Annotated in this window: 19 protein-coding genes; 16 read left to right on the plus strand and 3 right to left on the minus strand. The window is 40.9% G+C overall.

The genetic code is table 11. The features are described from left to right. Positions 1-50: 50 nt before the first annotated feature. Positions 51-575, minus strand: a complete 525-nt coding sequence (locus tag MHB79_RS06655) for a GNAT family N-acetyltransferase (protein ID WP_003211151.1) — start codon at positions 573-575, stop codon at positions 51-53. Positions 576-727: 152 nt separating this feature from the next. Further along, positions 728-916, minus strand: a complete 189-nt coding sequence (locus MHB79_RS06660) for a YkvS family protein (RefSeq protein WP_003211747.1) — start codon at positions 914-916, stop codon at positions 728-730. A gap of 167 nt (positions 917-1,083) precedes the next feature. Here MHB79_RS06660 and MHB79_RS06665 point away from each other — a divergent pair, with 167 nt between their 5' ends. From MHB79_RS06665 to MHB79_RS06690, 6 genes are all read left to right on the plus strand, one after another. Next, positions 1,084-1,278, plus strand: a complete 195-nt coding sequence (locus MHB79_RS06665) for a hypothetical protein (RefSeq protein ID WP_044139794.1) — start codon at positions 1,084-1,086, stop codon at positions 1,276-1,278. A 307-nt stretch (positions 1,279-1,585) separates the two neighbouring features. Continuing rightward, positions 1,586-2,239 carry a cell wall hydrolase gene (locus MHB79_RS06670; protein WP_003211234.1) on the plus strand — a complete coding sequence of 218 codons (654 nt, stop codon included), beginning with the start codon at positions 1,586-1,588 and terminating at the stop codon, positions 2,237-2,239. 115 nt (positions 2,240-2,354) lie between these two features. Further along, a complete protein-coding gene (locus MHB79_RS06675; protein WP_340989368.1) occupies positions 2,355-3,671 on the plus strand; it encodes a polysaccharide biosynthesis protein in 1,317 nt (438 codons plus the stop codon). 54 nt (positions 3,672-3,725) lie between these two features. Further along, positions 3,726-4,214, plus strand: coding sequence for an endospore biogenesis thiol-disulfide oxidoreductase StoA (gene stoA / locus MHB79_RS06680; RefSeq protein WP_003212387.1), 489 nt, complete (start codon positions 3,726-3,728; stop codon positions 4,212-4,214). A gap of 294 nt (positions 4,215-4,508) precedes the next feature. Beyond that, on the plus strand, positions 4,509-6,428 hold the full coding sequence (locus MHB79_RS06685; protein WP_340989371.1) for a heavy metal translocating P-type ATPase: 1,920 nt from the start codon (positions 4,509-4,511) through the stop codon (positions 6,426-6,428). A 104-nt stretch (positions 6,429-6,532) separates the two neighbouring features. Next, positions 6,533-7,627, plus strand: coding sequence for a M24 family metallopeptidase (locus tag MHB79_RS06690; protein ID WP_003211922.1), 1,095 nt, complete (start codon positions 6,533-6,535; stop codon positions 7,625-7,627). A 53-nt stretch (positions 7,628-7,680) separates the two neighbouring features. Here the strand turns inward: MHB79_RS06690 and MHB79_RS06695 are convergent, their stop codons facing one another. Continuing rightward, entirely contained in the window at positions 7,681-7,824 is a 144-nt protein-coding gene (locus MHB79_RS06695) for a hypothetical protein (RefSeq protein ID WP_003211556.1), read from the minus strand. A 93-nt stretch (positions 7,825-7,917) separates the two neighbouring features. Between MHB79_RS06695 and MHB79_RS06700 the strand changes: the two genes are divergently transcribed. The 10 genes from MHB79_RS06700 (at position 7,918) to MHB79_RS06745 (ending at position 19,474) form a co-directional block, all read left to right on the plus strand. After that, on the plus strand, positions 7,918-8,907 hold the full coding sequence (locus MHB79_RS06700; protein ID WP_340989373.1) for a LacI family DNA-binding transcriptional regulator: 990 nt from the start codon (positions 7,918-7,920) through the stop codon (positions 8,905-8,907). A gap of 55 nt (positions 8,908-8,962) precedes the next feature. Further along, entirely contained in the window at positions 8,963-9,817 is an 855-nt protein-coding gene (glcT, locus tag MHB79_RS06705; RefSeq protein WP_003212366.1) for a glucose PTS transporter transcription antiterminator GlcT, read from the plus strand. Positions 9,818-10,019: 202 nt separating this feature from the next. Continuing rightward, a complete protein-coding gene (gene ptsG / locus MHB79_RS06710; protein ID WP_340989374.1) occupies positions 10,020-12,119 on the plus strand; it encodes a glucose-specific PTS transporter subunit IIBC in 2,100 nt (699 codons plus the stop codon). 93 nt (positions 12,120-12,212) lie between these two features. Further along, entirely contained in the window at positions 12,213-12,479 is a 267-nt protein-coding gene (locus MHB79_RS06715; protein ID WP_003211078.1) for a phosphocarrier protein HPr, read from the plus strand. Continuing rightward, on the plus strand, positions 12,479-14,197 hold the full coding sequence (gene ptsP / locus MHB79_RS06720) for a phosphoenolpyruvate--protein phosphotransferase (protein WP_106029802.1): 1,719 nt from the start codon (positions 12,479-12,481) through the stop codon (positions 14,195-14,197). The genes MHB79_RS06715 and ptsP overlap by 1 nt, the downstream gene beginning before the upstream one ends. A gap of 97 nt (positions 14,198-14,294) precedes the next feature. Then, entirely contained in the window at positions 14,295-14,537 is a 243-nt protein-coding gene (locus MHB79_RS06725) for a transcriptional regulator SplA domain-containing protein (protein WP_044331928.1), read from the plus strand. 82 nt (positions 14,538-14,619) lie between these two features. Further along, positions 14,620-15,648 carry a spore photoproduct lyase gene (gene splB, locus MHB79_RS06730; protein ID WP_044139804.1) on the plus strand — a complete coding sequence of 343 codons (1,029 nt, stop codon included), beginning with the start codon at positions 14,620-14,622 and terminating at the stop codon, positions 15,646-15,648. 118 nt (positions 15,649-15,766) lie between these two features. Next, positions 15,767-17,728, plus strand: a complete 1,962-nt coding sequence (locus MHB79_RS06735; RefSeq protein WP_050945156.1) for a methyl-accepting chemotaxis protein — start codon at positions 15,767-15,769, stop codon at positions 17,726-17,728. Between the two features lie 74 nt (positions 17,729-17,802). After that, positions 17,803-18,588 (plus strand): SDR family oxidoreductase, encoded by a 786-nt coding sequence (locus MHB79_RS06740; protein WP_137054704.1) that lies wholly within the window; start codon positions 17,803-17,805, stop codon positions 18,586-18,588. Positions 18,589-18,601: 13 nt separating this feature from the next. Continuing rightward, positions 18,602-19,474, plus strand: coding sequence for an NAD(P)-dependent oxidoreductase (locus MHB79_RS06745; RefSeq protein WP_050945154.1), 873 nt, complete (start codon positions 18,602-18,604; stop codon positions 19,472-19,474). Positions 19,475-19,488: the final 14 nt, after the last annotated feature.

Raw genomic sequence — 19,488 nt, forward strand, 5'->3', positions numbered from 1 at the left:
GATGAATCAATTTATGTTATGTCCTTATTTCTGCATCTATTTTTATGGTATTAAACAAGTTTATACATTAAAACATCGTCCCAGTATTCATGTTCACTTATTTTAAATTCTTTTATTTTACGGCCTTCTTCTCTGAATCCCATCTTTTTGTACAAAGAAATGGCCTTTTGATTTGTAGAGAATACGGCTAAACTAACCTTTTCGATCGAAGGATTCATTTCTGCCCAATTTAATAACGCTGTTAGCAACATTTCCCCTACGCCTAAACCTCTAAAGCTCTTATGAACCATCAAACCAAATGAACCTGCGTGGGCAGTTCTTTTTCTATTTGATCCATTTTCAAATGCTATAAACCCAATGACTTTTCCGTCTTTTTGAGCAACTATGTACGTTTCGTTTTCGTTCTCTATTCTTTTTTGTATCCAAGCCTTGTGTTCTAAAAGGGTTTTTTTGTTTTCTTCAGGCGTTGTAAGTAAATAATCTGATTCAGCAATCACTGATGACTGTATGTCTAAAGTAGTTTCAGCGTCTTCCATATTCCCAAAACGCACAATGATATCATTTGAATTTTGCATTTTAGTTTCTCCTGTCTAGAGCTAATACTGCATCTCATCACTTTATAAAAATAGAAAGTTGTCTGAAATACTATTCACCTTTTCAACAAATAAATGAACAGCTTTGCTTCGTATTTACGTATGTATCGATAGTCTGAATTGAGGATTGCAAATTAATGTACGGAGTCTTTGATGATTTTATAGTTTTTATGATTAACGACTGTTAGTGAATCCAGTTCTAAATCTCTATAGTTGTCCATAATGGTGACATCCACAATGACAGAGTTTTCATTCACTTTTTCAACTACACCTGTTAAACCATTTCTAAATTCGATCACATTTCCAATTTTTGCAATCTTCAACCGATCCCTCTCCTTTAAAAACAGATTTCATTCCCTATTAAAAAGTATTTTGCAATATTTTCATACCAATGTAAAGGATAAAGACGTTTTTGTTTCGTTTTCGTTGTATGCTTTCCTAACGGATGATATATTTAATATTTGATGATGGCTGTAAAGGAGCGGTTTATTTGACGGAAGAACAAATCCTCACAATACTTGAATCGTTACGAAATGGGACAGAAAAGCAAGTGACCATTCAGAAAGATGATTTTTTAACGTTTCGTTCGATCTTGGTGAATCAAGATGATTTTAAGTATTTTCGCGGGATTGCGAAACATGGTGGAGATGTTATTTTTGAATATCTTACAGAAGCAAGAAGCTAAAGCTTTTTCTCATGAATGAGAGAAAGCTTTTTTATTTTAGTTCTTTTGTCACACTTCAAACGAGCTTGATACATCTGAAAAGAAAATGTAATAACCCATAATCAGGAGCATAAGGATGATTATAGGCGGAAAAGGGGTCTTTTTAAGCGCTAACAATTCCAGTTGATACGCAATTCAACTAGGACATGCCATTTAATGACGGAATTTGGTTAGGCATGCAAATCTTTGTGCGTGAAAATAGAAGGAGCTCTTGTTAGAGTGGACAAGTATCTTACCGCCTACTTTAATTAAAGGAGGAATGAGGCGAATGATGAAAATTCATACCGCTCTTTTTGTCATCCTTATGCTAATCGCAGCCATGAAGATGGACAACATACAAGAGCAGCAAGGCACATTAAGTCACGAACTTTCACAAGCACCTGTTAAGCATGAGCTTTCATATATAGATCAAGATGAACACGATCAAGTCATCCCAGCATTTTCAGAGGAGAAGCGTCAGCCGAAAGTCAAAATGCTAAGTACGTCTTCAGAAAAAATGTCTTCAAAACCGAAGCAAAAGAAAAGAGTAAAATCAGAAACGACGAACGAGGAAAGCGCCAAACGCTATTCTAATGAGGAAATGGAACTGCTCTCACGATTGGTACATGCTGAAGCGAAAGGTGAATCTTACGCAGGTAAAAAAGCTGTGGCAAGCGTCGTCTTAAACAGGGTGGAGCATCGCTCTTTTCCTGACAGTGTCAAAGGTGTTATTTATCAGCGAAATGCTTTCCAGCCAGTATCGAATGGAAGTATTCATGATAAAGCAGATCAAGATTCTGTTAAAGCTGTGAAGCAAGTAGTGAAAGAACATGACAGAACAACAAAGGCCATTTATTTTTATAATCCCAAAACGGCAACAGATAACTGGATTCGTTCTCGCAAAATTGTAGAACGTATCGGTCGTCATGTATTTGCTGTATAAAGAAATGAAGCGATCAATCAGATCGCTCTTTTTTTTGTCTTCATTTATCAAAATATTTTCAGGACTTGTCTCATAGAATGTGAAAAGAATTTGCTTTAGATAAAGGGGAGGCTACATGAATCGATTTGTAAAAGGGGTCATTCTGCTATCTGTCGCAGCTTTCATTGCGGAGTGTATAGAGTTTTTAGTCAATATGATTTTAGCGAGAGAGCTTGGAGAACATGGAATGGGTCTATATATGAGTATCCTTCCAATCATCATGCTGGTCCTCGTGATTGCCAGCTTAGAGCTGCCAGTCTCCATTTCTAAATTCATTGCAGAATCGCATGAGCGGCTCCATAAAAGTATGCTCCGCCATGCGTTTAAAATGACGCTTGTGGTGACATGTACAACAACGGGGATCGCTGCGATTGTCCTGCCGTTCATTCCAGTGTTTCAGTCGTATCATCCGCTCATGAAAGGGCTTGTGCTGTCTCTTATTCCAATTATTGCGTTTACCTCGATTGCACGCGGCTATTTTATGGGAAAGCAGCAAATGGGCAGGATCGCTCTTGCCAATATGCTGAAGAAAACGATCCAGCTTATCTGCCTGTTTTTGTTCTTCCATTGGTATTCGTTTGATATTGAAACAGCGGTACTCATTGCCATCGGTGTCATTGTCGCGAGTGATCTTGTCGTCTTTATTTATTTATACTCCCAATACGTCATGGCGAAAAATGCTGTCAATGTCAGGTCTGTTGAATTAAGAGGAATTGACGTGAGAAAGCGCCTATTAGCTGTCTCCATTCCAACAACGGGCATGCGGATTTTTCATGCGATCGCAAATGCGATAGAACCGTTTTTAATCAAAGGTGCCCTTATTGCTGCAGGCATCTCTGGCACACTTGCTGTTGATCATTACGGCATGCTGGCTGGTGTCGCGATGTCGATCGGTTTTTTCCCTGCATTTATCGCTCATTCCATCATGATTGTGATGATTCCGAGTGTATCTGAAGCCTATGCTTTAGGTCAGTATGCCCTTGTGAAAAAACGTGTCAGGCAGGCAATAATCATTACGTTTGGGTACGGGGTACCGGCAGTGATGGTGATGTATTATTTTGCTTATCCGCTCACACAGCTCTTTTTTGATTCACCGCAAGCTGCTGTCTACTTACAGCTGCTTTGGCCGTACTTTTTATGCCACCTGTTTGTGATGCCATTTCAAGCGTGCTTAATCGGTATGGGGCTCATTAAAGATGTGTTCCTACATAATATATGGGTGCATGTCGTCTCGTTTTCAATGGTGTATTTTCTCGGATCAATTGAAAGCTTAAATATGATGGGGGTTATATTAGGGATGAATACGGGCATGCTTCTGTTGACTGCACTGCATTATGCGACGATTTGTAAGGAGCTCGGCGTTTCCATGTTTCTTAGAGTGAAAAAAGCATGAATGTCCTCTTCGTCGAGCGGGCAAGCTATAAGAAAACTGGGAAGGAAGATCCTGATGAATCGTAAATATCTACCCGCCTGTCTTCTTATTATGACCTTGCTTCTATTACTCTTAGGCAGCGAGGCTGAAGCGAAAGAGCCCGTTATGGCGCCAAAGATAGAGGCTCCTGCATTAACTGGTGAAACGCAGATGATTCCGGCGAAAGGAAAAAAGACCATTTTGCATTTTTGGACAACATGGTGCCCGTCCTGCAAAATGGAGCTGCCTGTATTTGACCAGCTCGTGAAAGAAAATCAGAGTGATGTTGATATCTTAACGGTGAATTTACTAGGGGCAGAACAAAGTAAACATGCGGTTGCCCAATTTGTGAAAGACAGAAAGTTTACATTCCCGGTCATACTAGATGAGCGAGGGGAAATGATGAAGAAATACCAAATCATCACCATTCCAACCAGCTTTTTGATAAATGAAAAAGGGGAAATTGTGAAAAATCATGTAGGTCCACTGACGAAAAAACAAATCAAGGAGTGGACGGATTTTTAGAACGAAACATTATTTCAAGAACCAAGGATCATTCCTTTGGTTCTTTTTTTGTGTTCAATTGCTTTTTATCTGAATAAACTGTGCTCAGAAGAGATGAAAGGGTCTACATCAATAATGATAATTATTATCAAAAAGAAATTATAATAATTATTAATTGAAAATCGGTCAGAACCTGTTATAATGAATAACAGACCTATAAAAAGCTTGAAATAGCAGAAAATATAGATGAAAAAAGGAAACGGGCAACAATTGATGATGTGAAAACCATTATCAATTAGAGAGGAGAAAACAATCATGAATGAGAATACAGCACTTTATCAAACAACAAATCAAAAGGAATCGAAATGGTCCCTTCATCAATGGACACAGCACGGAGAATTAATAGCAGCGGGTATCTCAGGGATTCTCATTTTGGTTGGATGGATGTTAAAGGATGAGAGCATGTGGAGTATTCCTTTATTTATCCTTGCGTTTATAATTGGAGGTTTTGCAAAAGCGAAGGAAGGAATTGAAGAAACCATTTCGTCTAAAAGCTTGAATGTTGAACTTTTAATGATTTTTGCAGCTATAGGCTCAGCAATCATTGGATATTGGGCAGAGGGCGCGATCTTAATTTTTATTTTCTCACTTAGTGGTGCGCTTGAAACGTATACATCAAATAAAAGCAAGAAGGATTTAACAGCTTTAATGAGCATCGCACCAGATGAAGCGACTTTCATTGAAGAAAATGGTACGACCATTCAAGTCTCTGCTTCATCATTAACACCAGGTGACCGTATCATGATCAAAGCTGGGGAACGTATTGCAGCAGATGGTGTGATTTTAAGCGGAAGAACAAGTGTGGATGAATCTGCGCTTACGGGCGAGTCTGTGCCCCAGGAAAAAGGGCAAGGCGAAGATGTGTTTGCGGGAACAGTGAACTTAAATGGTTCCTTAACAGTAGAAGTGACCAAACATAATGAAGAAACGCTTTTCCATAAAATTATTAAACTTGTCGAATCGGCTCAAGAAAGTGTGTCACCAAGCCAGGCATTTATTGAAAAATTCGAAGGTGCGTATGTAAAAGGTGTACTGATCACCGTCGCGATTTTAATGGTTCTGCCTCATTTTGTACTAGGCTGGAGTATGAGTGAAACCTTCTACCGGGCCATGGTGTTTATGGTCGTAGCATCACCTTGTGCGCTTGTTGCATCCATTATGCCAGCTGCTTTGTCACTGATTTCAAACGGCGCAAGAAACGGAATGCTTGTTAAAGGGAGCGTCTTTTTAGAAAAGCTAGGCACTAGCAGCATGATTGCTTTTGACAAAACGGGGACGATTACAAGCGGAAAGCCAGCTGTGGAGCAGGTGGTGATCGCTAAAGGACAAGAGGAAGCGGCCTTTTATCAGGCGCTTTATCAAATTGAAAGTCAATCAAACCATCCATTAGCGAAAGCGATCTCTGATATGGCACAAGAGCAACAAATAGAAAGATCAGCTCATGTCACCATTGAAGAAACCTCTGGTTTTGGTGTAAAGGCACAATTGAATGGAGAAACGTGGCGGATTGGGAAGAAAGACTTTGCTGGCAAGGCTTCAATGGACCGCGAGATTGAAGAAACAGGAGAGCAACTTTCTGAAAAAGGATACACAGTGGTGTATGTTCAAAAGGATCAAGAAGTCGTTGGGTGCCTTGGCCTTAAAGATCAAATTAGACCTGAAGCGAAAAAAATGATTCAAGAGCTGAATGATTTAGGCATCCAAACCGTCATGCTGACAGGAGATCAGCAAAAAACGGCTGAAGCCATTGCGCAGGAAGCCGGCATCCAAACGGTTGTTGCTGGGTGCCTTCCAGATGAAAAGGTACATGAGGTCAATCAACTTAAAAAACACGGTAATTCCATCATCATGGTAGGAGACGGAATCAATGATGCACCGGCACTCGCCACAGCAGATGTGGGGGTTGCGATGGGCGGAGGCACAGACGTGGCTTTAGAAACAGCAGATCTGATCTTAATGAAGAATAATTTAAATAACTTAACGAAGATGATCCGTCTTTCAAGAAAGATGAACCGAATTATTAAGCAAAATATTATTTTCTCATTAACGGTGATTTGTTTGTTAATTTGTGCGAATTTCTTACAAGTGCTTGATTTGCCTTTTGGCGTCATCGGGCATGAAGGAAGTACGATTTTGGTCATTTTAAATGGACTGCGTCTGCTTCGTGCATCTTAAGCAAATCATCATAGCGCACTTGGCTTCTGCCAGTGCGCTTTTGTGCGAAATAAAGCAAAAACTGATACAATAGATCAGTAGTAAAACGTGTGAGGAGGATCACGATGAACCGAATGAAGAGCTTGTCTTCTTGGCTAAAGGAAAAAGACATTCAAGGTGCATTTATACATACAAAGGAAAATGTGTTTTATCTATCTGGATACTTCACAGAGCCGCATGAAAGAGTAATGGGGCTGTTTGTGTTTCAAGAGGCAGATCCATTTTTTATTTTGCCTAAAATGGAAGTCGAGCAGGCGAAAAATGCTGGGTGGTCAGGCGATATCATTGGTTATGAAGACCATGAGAATCCATTTGATTTCATTCAGTCAGCAGTAGAAAAACGCGGTGTAAGAGCAACTCGACTTGCAATTGAAAAAGAGTCGATTCCGCTTCAAAGAGCAGAACAGCTTCAAGCTGCCACTGGGGCAGAAACTTTTGTCCGGGCAGAAGAAGAGCTCAATCAGCTAAGGCTGATTAAAGATGAATCTGAAATTGCTACACTGAAAAAAGCAGCTCAATTGGCAGATGAAGGGGTAAAAATTGGGGTGAACGCCTTAAAAGAAGGAGTCACCGAAACAGAAGTGCTCGCTGTCATTGAATATGAGCTAAAGAAAAAAGGCATTCAAGGCATGTCCTTTTCGACGATGGTTCTCTTTGGCGAAAAATCAGGAGAGCCTCACGGAAATCCAGGACAGGCAGCCTTAAAAAAAGGCGACTTTGTGTTATTTGACCTTGGAGTCATTGTTGATGGGTACTGCTCAGACATTACAAGAACATTCATCTATCAGGAAGCTTCTGATCAGCAAAAGGACATCTATCAAACCGTCCTGAACGCAGAAATGGCAGCACTAGAAATGAGTAAGCCGGGTGTGAGAATTGGGGACCTGGACTTAAAAGCACGCGGACTGATCACAGAAGCTGGATATGGGGACTATTTCCCTCACCGCCTTGGGCATGGTCTAGGGGTGTCTGTTCATGAGTTTCCTTCGATGAGCCAGGCAAATGATGATCTTCTCCAAGAAGGCATGGTGTATACGATCGAACCTGGGGTCTACGTCCCAGGAGTCGGCGGCGTCAGAATTGAAGATGATGTATTGATCACAGCAGACGGTCCAGTCACTTTAACCAATTATCCGAAAGAGCTGACGATCATCAAGTAATAAAAAAATCACGATGAACGTCCATGTCTTGGAAGTGTCATCGTGATTTTTTGTCACTCTTTTCGATCCTTATCAACAAAAAAATCATCAATTGATTCAAACGGTTTGATTTTATGTTCTTTTCCTAAAGGATGTAGTGCAAAACGAGCAGAAAACAAAACAGTCATACATAATATAATCCATATGATGAAACCCATCTTGAATTCCCCTTTCCATCCAGTGATTTGTTCAGCTCACATACATCTTAAAGTATGAAACGCTTACCATAGCAAGAGAAAGTAGGAGAAAAAATGGCAAACATAAGGGAGATTGCGAAAAGAGCGGGCGTATCTGTGACAACTGTATCACGTGTGTTGAATGATCATCCTTATGTCAAAGAGGAAAAACGAGAACGTGTTCTACATGCGATGAAAGAGCTCAAATATACGAGAAACATTCAGGCTGTCCATTTAGCAAAGGGCTATTCAAATATGCTTGGCATCGTTCTTCCGACGATTGAACACTCTTATTTCAGCGGCCTTGTCACAGGTATTGCAGAAAAAGCACAGGCGCACGGTATGCATTTTGCTTTATTTCAAACGGGGTATGATCCATTAAAAGAAAAAGAAGCGTTAATGAGTTTAAAAGAACGCCGTGTGGATGGTTTAATATTTTGTTCAAATGCGTTAAGTGATGGGCATATTTTAAAGTGGCAGGAATCTGGGCCGATTATATTTTGTCATCCCACGCCGCATGATACATGCTCAACAGTGTCAATTGCACATGATCAAGCATTTAAGGAAGGCCTGCATCATTTGGCAGCATGCGGCCATCAACGAATTGCGATTGTTCTCGCCAGAACAGAAGGAGCGAATAGCGAGTCGCGCCTTCAGGCTTATCAAGAAATGATGAAATCGCTCGGGCAGGAGATTGATGAAGAATGGATCATCGAAGGGAAACTAACACTTTTTGATGGAAAACAATTATTTACAGAGTGGCAGGAGGTGAAGAATCGCCCCACAGCATTATTCATCACAAATGATGACGTATCAGCAGGCTTTTTATTAGAGGCGCAGCGTCATCATATAAAAGCAGAAGAAACTCCAGCCATACTGAGCTTTCAATTTAACCAATTAAGTGAGGCTTTGGGGATTTCCAGCATTGATATTCCGCTGAAACGAATGGGTCAGGAAGCGTTTGACTTGTTCGATCGAGCCATAAAGGGAGAGGTGCCAGAGAAAAGAATGCTGCCATTTCACCTGATCGAGCGATCAACCACCGTTTTCAAAAACAATCGTTGACGCACGTTTCATCTGTTTTGTACGATAAGAGGGATTGAATAAGAAGGAGGTGGGGATGTTCATGGAATCCTTCACCGTTGATAAAGCGTTAAATAATAATGTCATCATTGCAAGACACCCTTCTTTGGGCGAAGTAGTTCTGATTGGGAAAGGAATCGGCTTCGGGAAAAAATCGGGTGATGTTCTCGATCAAGATACATTTGAAAAAATGTTTGTCCTTAAAAATACAAAGGAACAAACAGAATATAAACAACTGCTTCACCACATTGATGAGAACATGATCGAGCTTGCCAATGACGTCATTTATCATATACGAGAAAAAATGGGACACCGTTTGAATGAGCATATTCATATTGCCCTGACTGACCATATTGCCTTTAGTTTTAAGCGGGTGCAGCAAGGATATGATATCACCAATCCCTTTATGCTTGAGACGAAGTCGTTGTATCCGAAAGAATACGAGGTCGCAAAGGAAGTCGTTGAGCTCATTAACGAGCGTCCTGATGTCGAAACAAAGCTGCCAGAAGGAGAGATTGGCTTTATTGCGCTCCATATTCACTCAGCTTTAACGAATCGGCCATTATCTGAGGTGAACCGTCATTCGCAGCTCATCACACAAATGGTCCAAGTCATAGAAGATTCATTTCATATGAAAGTAGACAGAGAAAGTATTCATTATTTACGCTTATTGCGCCATATTACGTTTTCGATTGAGCGTATTAAACGGGAAGAATCTTTAGAGGAGCCAGAAAAATTGCTTCATCTATTGAAAAATGAATATCCTTTATGCTACAATACTGCTTGGAAAATGATCAAAATATTACAACATGCATTGAAAAAGCCTGTACAAGATGCAGAGGCTGTCTACCTAACCCTTCATCTGTACAGATTGACAAATAAAATTTCATAGTTTCCTTGAAACGTGTAACTGATTCGATCAGGCATGAGTGACTTAAGGTAAATACAGGATAAGATCCTGTTATTTGCGCAACCTTATATCACCATGCCTTTTTTTGTGTTTGAAAGTGAAATGTAAACGGTTAACTATGAAATGTATGTCAGGGAGCGTCCCGCTTGTATGTTGTAAGCGAAAATAAAAGGAGGTTCAACTAGTGTTTAAATCACTTTTTGGTGTGTTGCAAAAAATTGGACGAGCACTTATGCTTCCAGTTGCGATCCTTCCTGCTGCTGGTATTTTACTAGCACTTGGGAATGCGATGCAAAATCCGCAGCTGATCGATGTGGCTCAATTTTTAAGCAATGATACAATTCAGCTTGTTGCAAGCGTCATGGAAAATGCGGGGAACATTGTCTTCTCGAATCTTCCGCTCTTATTTGCTGTAGGGGTTGCCATCGGTCTTGCTAATGGAGACGGTGTGGCAGGGATTGCCGCAATTATCGGTTATCTTGTCATGAACGTAACGATGAGTGCCGTATTAATGGCCAACGGATCCATTCCATCCGATTCAATCAAATTGGCTAAGTTCTTTAAGGAAAGCCACCCAGCATATGTTAATATGCTCGGCATACCGACCTTGTCTACCGGAGTTTTTGGCGGGATTATTGTCGGGGTATTAGCAGCTTATATGTTTAATAAATTTTACAAAATTGAGCTTCCGCAATATCTTGGCTTCTTTGCCGGTAAGCGTTTTGTTCCAATTGTTACATCTATTTCAGCACTTATTTTAGGGCTTTTGATGCTAGTCATTTGGCCGCCAATCCAAGGTGCACTGAACTCATTTTCAACAGGACTGCTTGCAGCGAATGAGCCGCTTGCTGCCTTTGTATTCGGTGTCATTGAACGCTCATTAATTCCGTTTGGTCTGCACCACATATTCTACGCGCCATTCTGGTATGAGTTCTTTAGCTATAAGAGCTTATCAGGAGATATTATCCGTGGTGATCAGCGTATCTTCATGGCTCAAATCAAAGATGGTGTTCAGCTGACAGCTGGTACATTCATGACGGGGAAATATCCGTTCATGATGTTTGGTCTCCCAGCAGCAGCACTTGCGATTTACCATGAAGCAAAACCAAAGAATAAAAAGCTTGTCGCAGGAATTATGGGATCAGCAGCCCTGACTTCTTTCCTAACAGGGATTACTGAACCGCTTGAATTCTCATTCTTGTTTGTTGCACCAGTGTTATTTGCAATCCACTGTGTATTTGCTGGATTATCCTTTATGATAATGGATATTCTAAACGTGAAAATCGGTATGACCTTCTCAGGAGGATTAATCGATTTCTTCTTATTCGGTATCTTGCCAAACAGAACCGCTTGGTGGCTTGTGATTCCAGTTGGTCTCGCACTTGCTGCTATTTATTACTTCGGATTTAGATTCGCCATTCGCAAATTTAATCTGAAAACGCCAGGCCGCGAGGATGAAGCAGCTGACGGTGCAGATAGTCCTAAGTCTGAAAAGGGTAATGACTTACCTTATGAAATTCTTGAAGCAATGGGTGACCAAGAAAACATTAAACACCTTGATGCTTGTATTACGCGTTTACGTGTCACTGTTAATGATCAGAAGAAAGTGGACAAGGACCGCTTGAAAAAGCTTGGTGCTTCAGGAGTTCTCGAAGTTGGGAACAACATCCAAGCCATCTTCGGTCCTCGCTCTGATAATTTAAAAACACAAATGCAGGACATCATTGCAGGCCGCACGCCTCGTCCAGCGAAAGATCCTTCTGCAAAAGAAGAAGTCAGCCAGCAGGTCGAAGAAGTCATTGCAAAACCGCTTCAAAACGAACTAGGCGAAGAAATCTTTGCATCACCAATTACAGGGGAGCTTCATCCGATTACAGATGTACCAGATCAAGTATTCTCAGGGAAAATGATGGGTGACGGTTTCGCCATCTTGCCAACAGATGGAACGGTGGTTTCACCGGTGAAAGGGAAGATCTTAAATGTATTCCCAACGAAACACGCAATTGGCCTACAGTCTGACGGTGGACTTGAAATTTTGATCCACTTCGGTATTGATACGGTCAACCTCAAAGGAGAAGGATTTGAAGCATTTGTACAAGAGGGAGATCAAGTAGAAATCGGCCAAAAACTCTTAGAGGTTGATATTGATAAAATTAAGTCTGAAGTACCATCTTTAATGACACCAATTGTATTTACCAACTTAAGTGAAGGACAATTTATTGACCTTCAAGAAGCCGGTGAAATCAAAGCTGGTCAAGAAAACATCATGAAAATTTCAAAATAATTTTCATAACTGCCGTTCTTGTTAGATGACAAGCCCGGCAGTATGATATAATATTGTGGATGTATTAATTGTATAAAAAGGAGATTGATAAAAATGGCTCAACAAACATTCAAAGTAACTGCAGATTCTGGAATTCACGCACGTCCTGCAACAGTACTTGTACAAACTGCTAGTAAATATGATGCTGATATCAACTTAGAATATAATGGTAAAACAGTAAACCTGAAATCTATTATGGGTGTAATGTCTCTAGGAATTGCGAAAGGTGCTACAATCACAATCTCTGCTTCTGGTTCTGATGAAAATGATGCACTTGCTGCGCTTAAAGACACAATGAAAAGTGAAGGCCTAGGCGAGTAATGCAACAACTGAAAGGAATCGGTGCTTCAGCAGGCGTTGCGATTGCAAAAGCATATCGTCTGGAAGAACCAGATTTAACAGTTCACCAAAAAGACATCAACGATCCAGAGACAGAAGTGAAGCGTTTTGAAGAAGCAATTCATGTTTCTAAACAAGAACTTGAAGCAATTAAAGAACATGCGCTAAAAGAGCTTGGCCAAGACAAAGCAGATATCTTTTCTGCACACCTTCTTGTGTTAAGTGATCCAGAGCTGCTAAACCCAGTAAAGGATAAAATCAACTCTGATAAAGTAAATGCTGAATTTGCTTTAAAAGAAACAGCGACAATGTTTGTTACGATGTTCGAAGCAATGGACAATGAATACATGAAGGAACGTGCAGCGGATATTCGCGACGTAACAAAGCGTGTAATTGGACATTTGCTAGGCGTTGACATTCCGAATCCAAGCATGATTTCTGAAGAAGTGGTCATCATTGCTGAAGATTTAACTCCTTCTGATACTGCTCAGCTAAACAGACAATTCGTCAAAGGGTTTGCGACAGATATCGGCGGTCGTACTTCTCACTCAGCGATTATGGCAAGATCAATGGAGATTCCAGCTGTTGTTGGAACAAAAGAAGCAACAAAAACGGTGAAAAATGGTGATCTGATCATTGTTGATGGTATTAGCGGAGACGTCATCATTCAGCCTTCTGAAGATGAAGTGAAAGCGTATCAAAAAAAGCATGAAGACTATTTAGCTAAAAAAGCGGAATGGGCGAAACTGGTTGACCAGCCAACGGTCACAAAAGACGGCGTTCACGTAGAGCTAGCTGCAAATATCGGAACACCTGAAGATGTAAAAGGTGTGCTTGAAAATGGCGGCGAAGCAGTCGGATTGTACCGTACAGAATTTTTATACATGGGCAGAGATCAGCTTCCTACAGAAGAAGAGCAGTTCGATGCGTATAAAACTGTTTTAGAGAAAATGGAAGGCAAAGCAGTGGTTGTCCGCACACTAGATATTGGTGGCGATAAAGAACTCCCTTACTTGCAGCTTCCAAAAGAAATGAACCCGTTTCTTGGCTTTAGAGCGATCCGCCTTTGCCTCGAAGAACAGGAGATTTTCAGAACACAGCTACGCGCCTTACTTCGTGCAAGTACATATGGAAACTTGAAAATCATGTTCCCTATGATCGCGACGTTATCAGAATTTAGAGAAGCAAAAGCCATTTTACTTGAAGAAAAAGAAGCATTGGTTGCCGCTGGTACAGACGTATCCGATTCCATTGAAATCGGTATAATGGTAGAAATTCCATCAACAGCTGTCATTGCAGACCAATTTGCAAAAGAAGTGGATTTCTTCAGTATTGGAACGAATGACTTGATTCAATACACAATGGCTGCTGATCGAATGAACGAACGAGTGTCTTATCTTTACCAGCCTTACAATCCAGCGATTTTACGTCTGATTACGCTTGTTATTGAAGCAGCGCATAAAGAAGGTAAATGGGTTGGCATGTGCGGAGAGATGGCAGGAGATGAAATCGCAATTCCTCTTCTTCTTGGATTAGGATTAGATGAATTCTCAATGAGTGCGACATCTATTCTTCCAGCAAGAACTCAGCTAAGCAAGCTTTCTAAGGAAGAAGCTGCATCATTTAAAGAGCATATTTTATCACTTAGCACGACAGAAGAAGTGGTTGATTTCGTGAAGAAAACGTTTCAACATAACTAAGTGAATTCAAACCAGACAGTAACCCTGTCTGGTTTTTTTGTCGAATTTTATCATATTGGGTCATATCCGTCAGAGAGAAGGGCATTCTATAAGAAAAATGGAGGTGACCAGATTGCCTTTCTCAGACTATAAACCGGGTGATCAAGTATATGTGATTTATCGAAATCCACATGCAGCAAACGTAGCACAAATCAAAGAAGCAGAAATTGTTTCACATCCATACAACGAAGAGGAGCTTGCCCTATTTTTACTTGAAACGTACCATCCCTTGGCTCCAGATGATGCGGTCTTTCCAACATATGAAGAAGCAGAAGCTCTTTATCAAGATTTGTTTGAATAAGGGAGATTTTAGAAAGGATAAAAGCCATCTTGCACGGTTAAAGTAACGGTATGAAAACCTATAAGGTAAGGATGTGCTAAATATGATCAAACCTTTTGTGCCCCAGCTTGTGTACATTGAACCACGGGCGTTAGAGTACCCGTTAGGACGAGAGCTGAAGGAAAAATTCGAGGGGATGGGTATTGAAATAAGAGAAACGACTTCACATAACCAAGTAAGAAATATTCCGGGTAAAAATGACTTGCAAAAGTATCGTAATGCGAAATCAACGCTTGTCATTGGTGTGAGGAAAACGTTGAAGTTTGATACGTCTAAACCATCTGCGGAGTATGCGATTCCATTTGCAACAGGCTGTATGGGGCATTGCCATTATTGCTACCTGCAAACGACGATGGGAAGTAAGCCATACATTCGAACATATGTGAATGTTGAAGAAATATTAGATCAGGCGGAGCAGTACATGAATGAGCGTGCGCCAGATATCACAAGGTTTGAAGCTTCTTGTACGTCAGATATTGTAGGAATTGACCATCTGACACATACACTAAAGACAGCGATTGAATACTTCGGCCAGACTGATCTTGGTAAGCTTCGCTTTGTGACCAAATTTCATCATGTCGATCATTTACTTGATGCAAAGCATAATGGCCGGACAAGATTCCGTTTTAGCATCAATGCGGATTATGTCATTAAATATTTCGAACCTGGAACATCACCGCTTGATCAGCGGATTGAAGCGGCTGTCAAGGTTGCGAAAGCAGGCTATCCTCTTGGCTTTATTATTGCCCCAATTTACATTCATGAAGGCTGGCAGGAAGGGTATAAAGTTCTTTTTGAAAAGCTAGATGCAGCCCTTCCTGAAGATGTGAGGCACGATATCACCTTTGAAATGATCCAGCATCGTTTTACAAAACCAGCGAAGCGTGTCATCCAAAAAAACTATCCGAAATCAAAATTAGAATTAGATGAAGAAAAAAGAAGATACAAGTGGGGTAGATATGGAATCGGGAAATATATCTACCAAAAAGATGAGGAACAAGAACTAAGACAGACGTTAGAATCATATATTGATCAGTACTTTCCATCTGCAAAAATTGAATATTTTACTTGAAGCAAGCCTTTTTGGGCTTGTTTTTTCTATTTAAATTTTCTCACAACTATTGAATGCGGTATCAATTATGCCGATATATACAACGAGGTATGAAAGTAGGATATAGGGGTGTGAGGAGATGTTTAAGAAACTTCAAGTGAGAATAGCTGTTTTCATCTCAGTTATTTTAATTTTAACCGTTGTGGCAGTTCAAGTGGGTTCCAACATGGTATTAACACCACTGATTGAACGAGATGCAAAAACGACCGCCACAGCAACGGCAGAAAGCCTGAAAGACATTATTACAGAAAAGCTTGATAATTACGGCAATACAATTAACAAATTGGCAACAGGTAAAATAACTGAAGAATTTGCGCAAAAACAAACAAAGCAAACACTGGATTTTGAAAAAAGTGCAATAAAAAACTTGCAGGAACAGGATAAACTCATTTCGTTTGCTTATATTGGAACAACTGATGGCAAAATGCTCGGCTTCCCGGAGTTCGATCTTGGCCAAGGGTATGATCCATCTAAACAAGGCTGGTTTAAACAAGCAGTCGAAAAGCCTGATCAGGTTGTTTGGACAGATCCATATATTGATGAAGCAACGAAAAAAGTGATTGTCTCAGCCACGAAGGCGATTGTCAAAAATGGAAAGGTCATTGGAGTCGCTGGACTTGATTTGAAGCTCTCCTCCATTCAATCTTATATAAATGAACAAGAGATTCCTTATAAAGGGACCGCTTTCTTAGTTGATAACACAGGCACCATTTTGGCGCATCCAAAAGAGCAAGGAAAAAACATATCAAAAGTTGCTTCTGTGAAAAAAGCAATCGACAATTCAGGTATTGATGACAGCAAAGAACTGACGGTTATATCTAAAATCAAAGAAGCCGATTGGACGGTTGGTGTTAGCTTTGAGAAAAAGAAACTGCTTTGGATTACAGAACAAATGAATCAGACAAGTATCATTATATCCGTCATTGCCATTATTCTTGCGATGATCCTCAGCTTCTTATTGGCAAGAAGCATTACAACGCCAATCAAGCGTCTAACAGGGCATGTGCGTAAAGTGTCAGAAGGCGATTTAACAAGTACGCTTGAAGTGAAGTCTAAAGATGAAATTGGTCTCCTCACGAAAAGCTTTAATCAAATGATAGAGGACATTAGAGAGTTAATTGAAAAAGTGAAAGGGGCTTCAGACCAAGTAGTGACATCAACGGATGAAGTCACACAAATTTCAAATGAAACCTTGCTGTCGAGCGAACAGATTGCAACCGCCATTCAAGAGGTGGCAACAGGGGCATCTAAGCAGGCATCAGATGCAGAAACAATTAATGAGAAATCAGAGCAATTGTATGAGAAAGTGCGCCATATGGGTGAGCTTGCCTCACAAATGCAAACCAACTCAAAATCATCTGAGGATGCAAGCTATAAAGGGCTTGATGCACTTGGTGTACTCGTTCAAAAATCAACACAAGCGAACGAAGAATCGAAAAAGGTAGAGCAAATGCTGCTAGACCTTGAGCATAAAACGAAAAATATCGAAAACGTGGTGACAGCCATTTCTCAAATCTCGGATCAAACGAATTTACTTGCACTGAATGCAAGCATTGAAGCAGCGAGAGCTGGAGAAAGCGGACGAGGATTTGCTGTTGTTGCAGAAGAAGTCAGAAAGCTTGCTGAACAATCTGCGCAATCAACAAAACACATTAGTGAAACCGTCAAACTCATTCAAAATGAATCGAAGAAGGCGGCTGAAGCGATGACAGCAGCAAGTAAGATGAATGAGGAACAAGGTGACGCCATTAATGCAACAGGTGAGGCACTGAGCAGCATCACAATGGAAATGCAGGCACTTGTCGGTACAATCGACAGCATTCATACACAGATCAATGAAATGACAGAAGAACAGCAGAAGATGAGTGACTCCATTCAAAGCATTGCTGCAATTTCAGAAGAATCGGCGGCTTCAGCTGAGGAAGTGCATGCGTCTACAGATGAACAAGTCCAAGTTTTAGAAAGAACGAAAACCTCGACTGAAATGCTGAACGAATCAAGCAATGCATTACGTCAGGCAGTAGATCGGTTTAAGCTGTAAAGAAGCGGAAAGGAACCTTGCGACGTGAGCAAGGTTCTTTTTGTATGATAAAATAAAGCAAAGGAGGTGTTGACATGAATGTCAATTTATCTGGAAAAAAAGCATTGGTCACTGCAAGTAGTCAAGGTATCGGAAAAGCGATTGCCTTTGCTCTAGCAAAAGAGGGAGCAGATGTGATGCTTTCAGGAAGACATGAGCACACGCTGACAGAAACGGTGAAAGAATTATCTCCGCTTGTAAAAGGAAAGCTGACTTATCAAGTATGTGATGTGTCTGACGCGCAGCAAATCAAGGCGCTAGTTCAAGCGGCAGCTGGTGATGAGAAGTGTGTAGACATTCTTGTGAACAATACAGGCGGGCCTAAAACAGGGACGCTTGAAACCTTAACAGATGAAGACTGGATGGAATCATTTCAGCTTCATTTACTCAGCTATATTCGATTATTAAAAGAGGCCTTGCCTTATTTGAAAAAACGCGGTGCACGCGTGTTAAACATTGCGTCTATGTCAGTAAAAGAACCGATCCCAGGCTTGATGCTGTCAAATACTTTTAGACCGGCTATTGCCGGCTGGACAAAAACAGCCGCTCAGGAGCTTGCTAAGGATGGGATTTTGATTAATACGTTAGCCCCAGGGAAAATTGAAACAGACCGCGTCAAACAGCTCGACAAGCACCGTGCGCAGGCAGAGCATCAAACGGTTGAAGAAATCAAAGCACAGGCTGAACGTACGATTCCGCTTGGCCGTTATGGACAGCCAGAGGAATTTGCAGCATATGCAGCCTTTCTTTTATCTGAAGCCAATACATATATGACAGGTCAAACACTTATCATTGATGGTGGATTGACAAAGTCTCTTTAAGGAGGAACAAGTGATGACACAAATCAAAACAGTTGGTTTTATTGGAATTGGTGTAATGGGACGCAGTATGGCAGAACATTTAATGGATGCTGGATATGAAGTTCTCGTTTATACAAGAACAAAAGCGAAAGCAGATGCACTCATTCAAAAAGGCGCATCATGGAAGCCGGAAGTGAAGGAAATTGCACAACATGCAGATGCTGTCATCACAATGGTAGGATATCCATCAGATGTAGAAGAAATCTATTTAGGTGAAGAGGGGCTTGTGGCACATGCTGCGCCTGGTACTTATCTGATAGATATGACGACATCGAAGCCTCAGCTGGCAAAAGAAATTGAAGTGAAAGCGAAAGAAAAAGGGCTGTTTGCATTAGATGCACCAGTTTCTGGCGGAGACGTAGGCGCAAAAAATGCAACGCTTGCGATCATGATTGGCGGAGAAAAATCAGCCTATGAAGCGTGTTTGCCCTTATTTGAGAAAATGGGCGAAAACATTCAATATCAAGGACCTGCAGGAAGCGGCCAGCATACCAAAATGTGTAACCAAATTGCGATTGCAGCAGGCATGGTAGGTGTCGCAGAGGCTATGGCCTATGCCGAAAAATCAGGACTTGATCCAGAGCACGTGCTCAAAAGCATCACAACGGGTGCGGCAGGAAGCTGGTCCTTGTCAAACCTTGCACCAAGAATGTTGAAAGGTGATTTCGAGCCAGGGTTCTACGTGAAGCATTTTATTAAAGATATGGGCATTGCACTTGAAGAAGCAGAGCTGATGGGAGAAGAGATGCCTGGGCTCTCACTTGCGAAGTCACTTTATGAGAAGCTGCGCGAACAGGGCGAAGAAAATAGCGGCACACAAAGTATATATAAATTATGGGTGAAATAAAAAAGCCTGTCCTA

It is taken from the genome of Bacillus sp. FSL M7-0558 (assembly GCF_038003245.1).
GTDB lineage: Bacteria > Bacillota > Bacilli > Bacillales > Bacillaceae > Bacillus > Bacillus pumilus.

Excerpts from the sequence above, each read along its gene's own strand:
- MHB79_RS06685 (WP_340989371.1), top strand. The coding sequence starts at position 4,509 with ATGAATGAGAATACAGCACTTTATCAAACAACAAATCAAAAGGAATCG.
- MHB79_RS06740 (WP_137054704.1), top strand. The coding sequence starts at position 17,803 with ATGAATGTCAATTTATCTGGAAAAAAAGCATTGGTCACTGCAAGTAGT.
- glcT (WP_003212366.1), top strand. The coding sequence starts at position 8,963 with ATGTTCATGGAATCCTTCACCGTTGATAAAGCGTTAAATAATAATGTC.
- MHB79_RS06725 (WP_044331928.1), top strand. The coding sequence starts at position 14,295 with ATGGAGGTGACCAGATTGCCTTTCTCAGACTATAAACCGGGTGATCAA.
- MHB79_RS06690 (WP_003211922.1), top strand. The coding sequence starts at position 6,533 with ATGAACCGAATGAAGAGCTTGTCTTCTTGGCTAAAGGAAAAAGACATT.
- MHB79_RS06655 (WP_003211151.1), bottom strand. The coding sequence starts at position 575 with ATGCAAAATTCAAATGATATCATTGTGCGTTTTGGGAATATGGAAGAC.
- splB (WP_044139804.1), top strand. The coding sequence starts at position 14,620 with ATGATCAAACCTTTTGTGCCCCAGCTTGTGTACATTGAACCACGGGCG.
- stoA (WP_003212387.1), top strand. The coding sequence starts at position 3,726 with ATGAATCGTAAATATCTACCCGCCTGTCTTCTTATTATGACCTTGCTT.
- MHB79_RS06735 (WP_050945156.1), top strand. The coding sequence starts at position 15,767 with ATGTTTAAGAAACTTCAAGTGAGAATAGCTGTTTTCATCTCAGTTATT.
- MHB79_RS06675 (WP_340989368.1), top strand. The coding sequence starts at position 2,355 with ATGAATCGATTTGTAAAAGGGGTCATTCTGCTATCTGTCGCAGCTTTC.
- MHB79_RS06745 (WP_050945154.1), top strand. The coding sequence starts at position 18,602 with ATGACACAAATCAAAACAGTTGGTTTTATTGGAATTGGTGTAATGGGA.
- MHB79_RS06715 (WP_003211078.1), top strand. The coding sequence starts at position 12,213 with ATGGCTCAACAAACATTCAAAGTAACTGCAGATTCTGGAATTCACGCA.
- MHB79_RS06700 (WP_340989373.1), top strand. The coding sequence starts at position 7,918 with ATGGCAAACATAAGGGAGATTGCGAAAAGAGCGGGCGTATCTGTGACA.
- MHB79_RS06670 (WP_003211234.1), top strand. The coding sequence starts at position 1,586 with ATGATGAAAATTCATACCGCTCTTTTTGTCATCCTTATGCTAATCGCA.
- ptsP (WP_106029802.1), top strand. The coding sequence starts at position 12,479 with ATGCAACAACTGAAAGGAATCGGTGCTTCAGCAGGCGTTGCGATTGCA.
- MHB79_RS06695 (WP_003211556.1), bottom strand. The coding sequence starts at position 7,824 with ATGGGTTTCATCATATGGATTATATTATGTATGACTGTTTTGTTTTCT.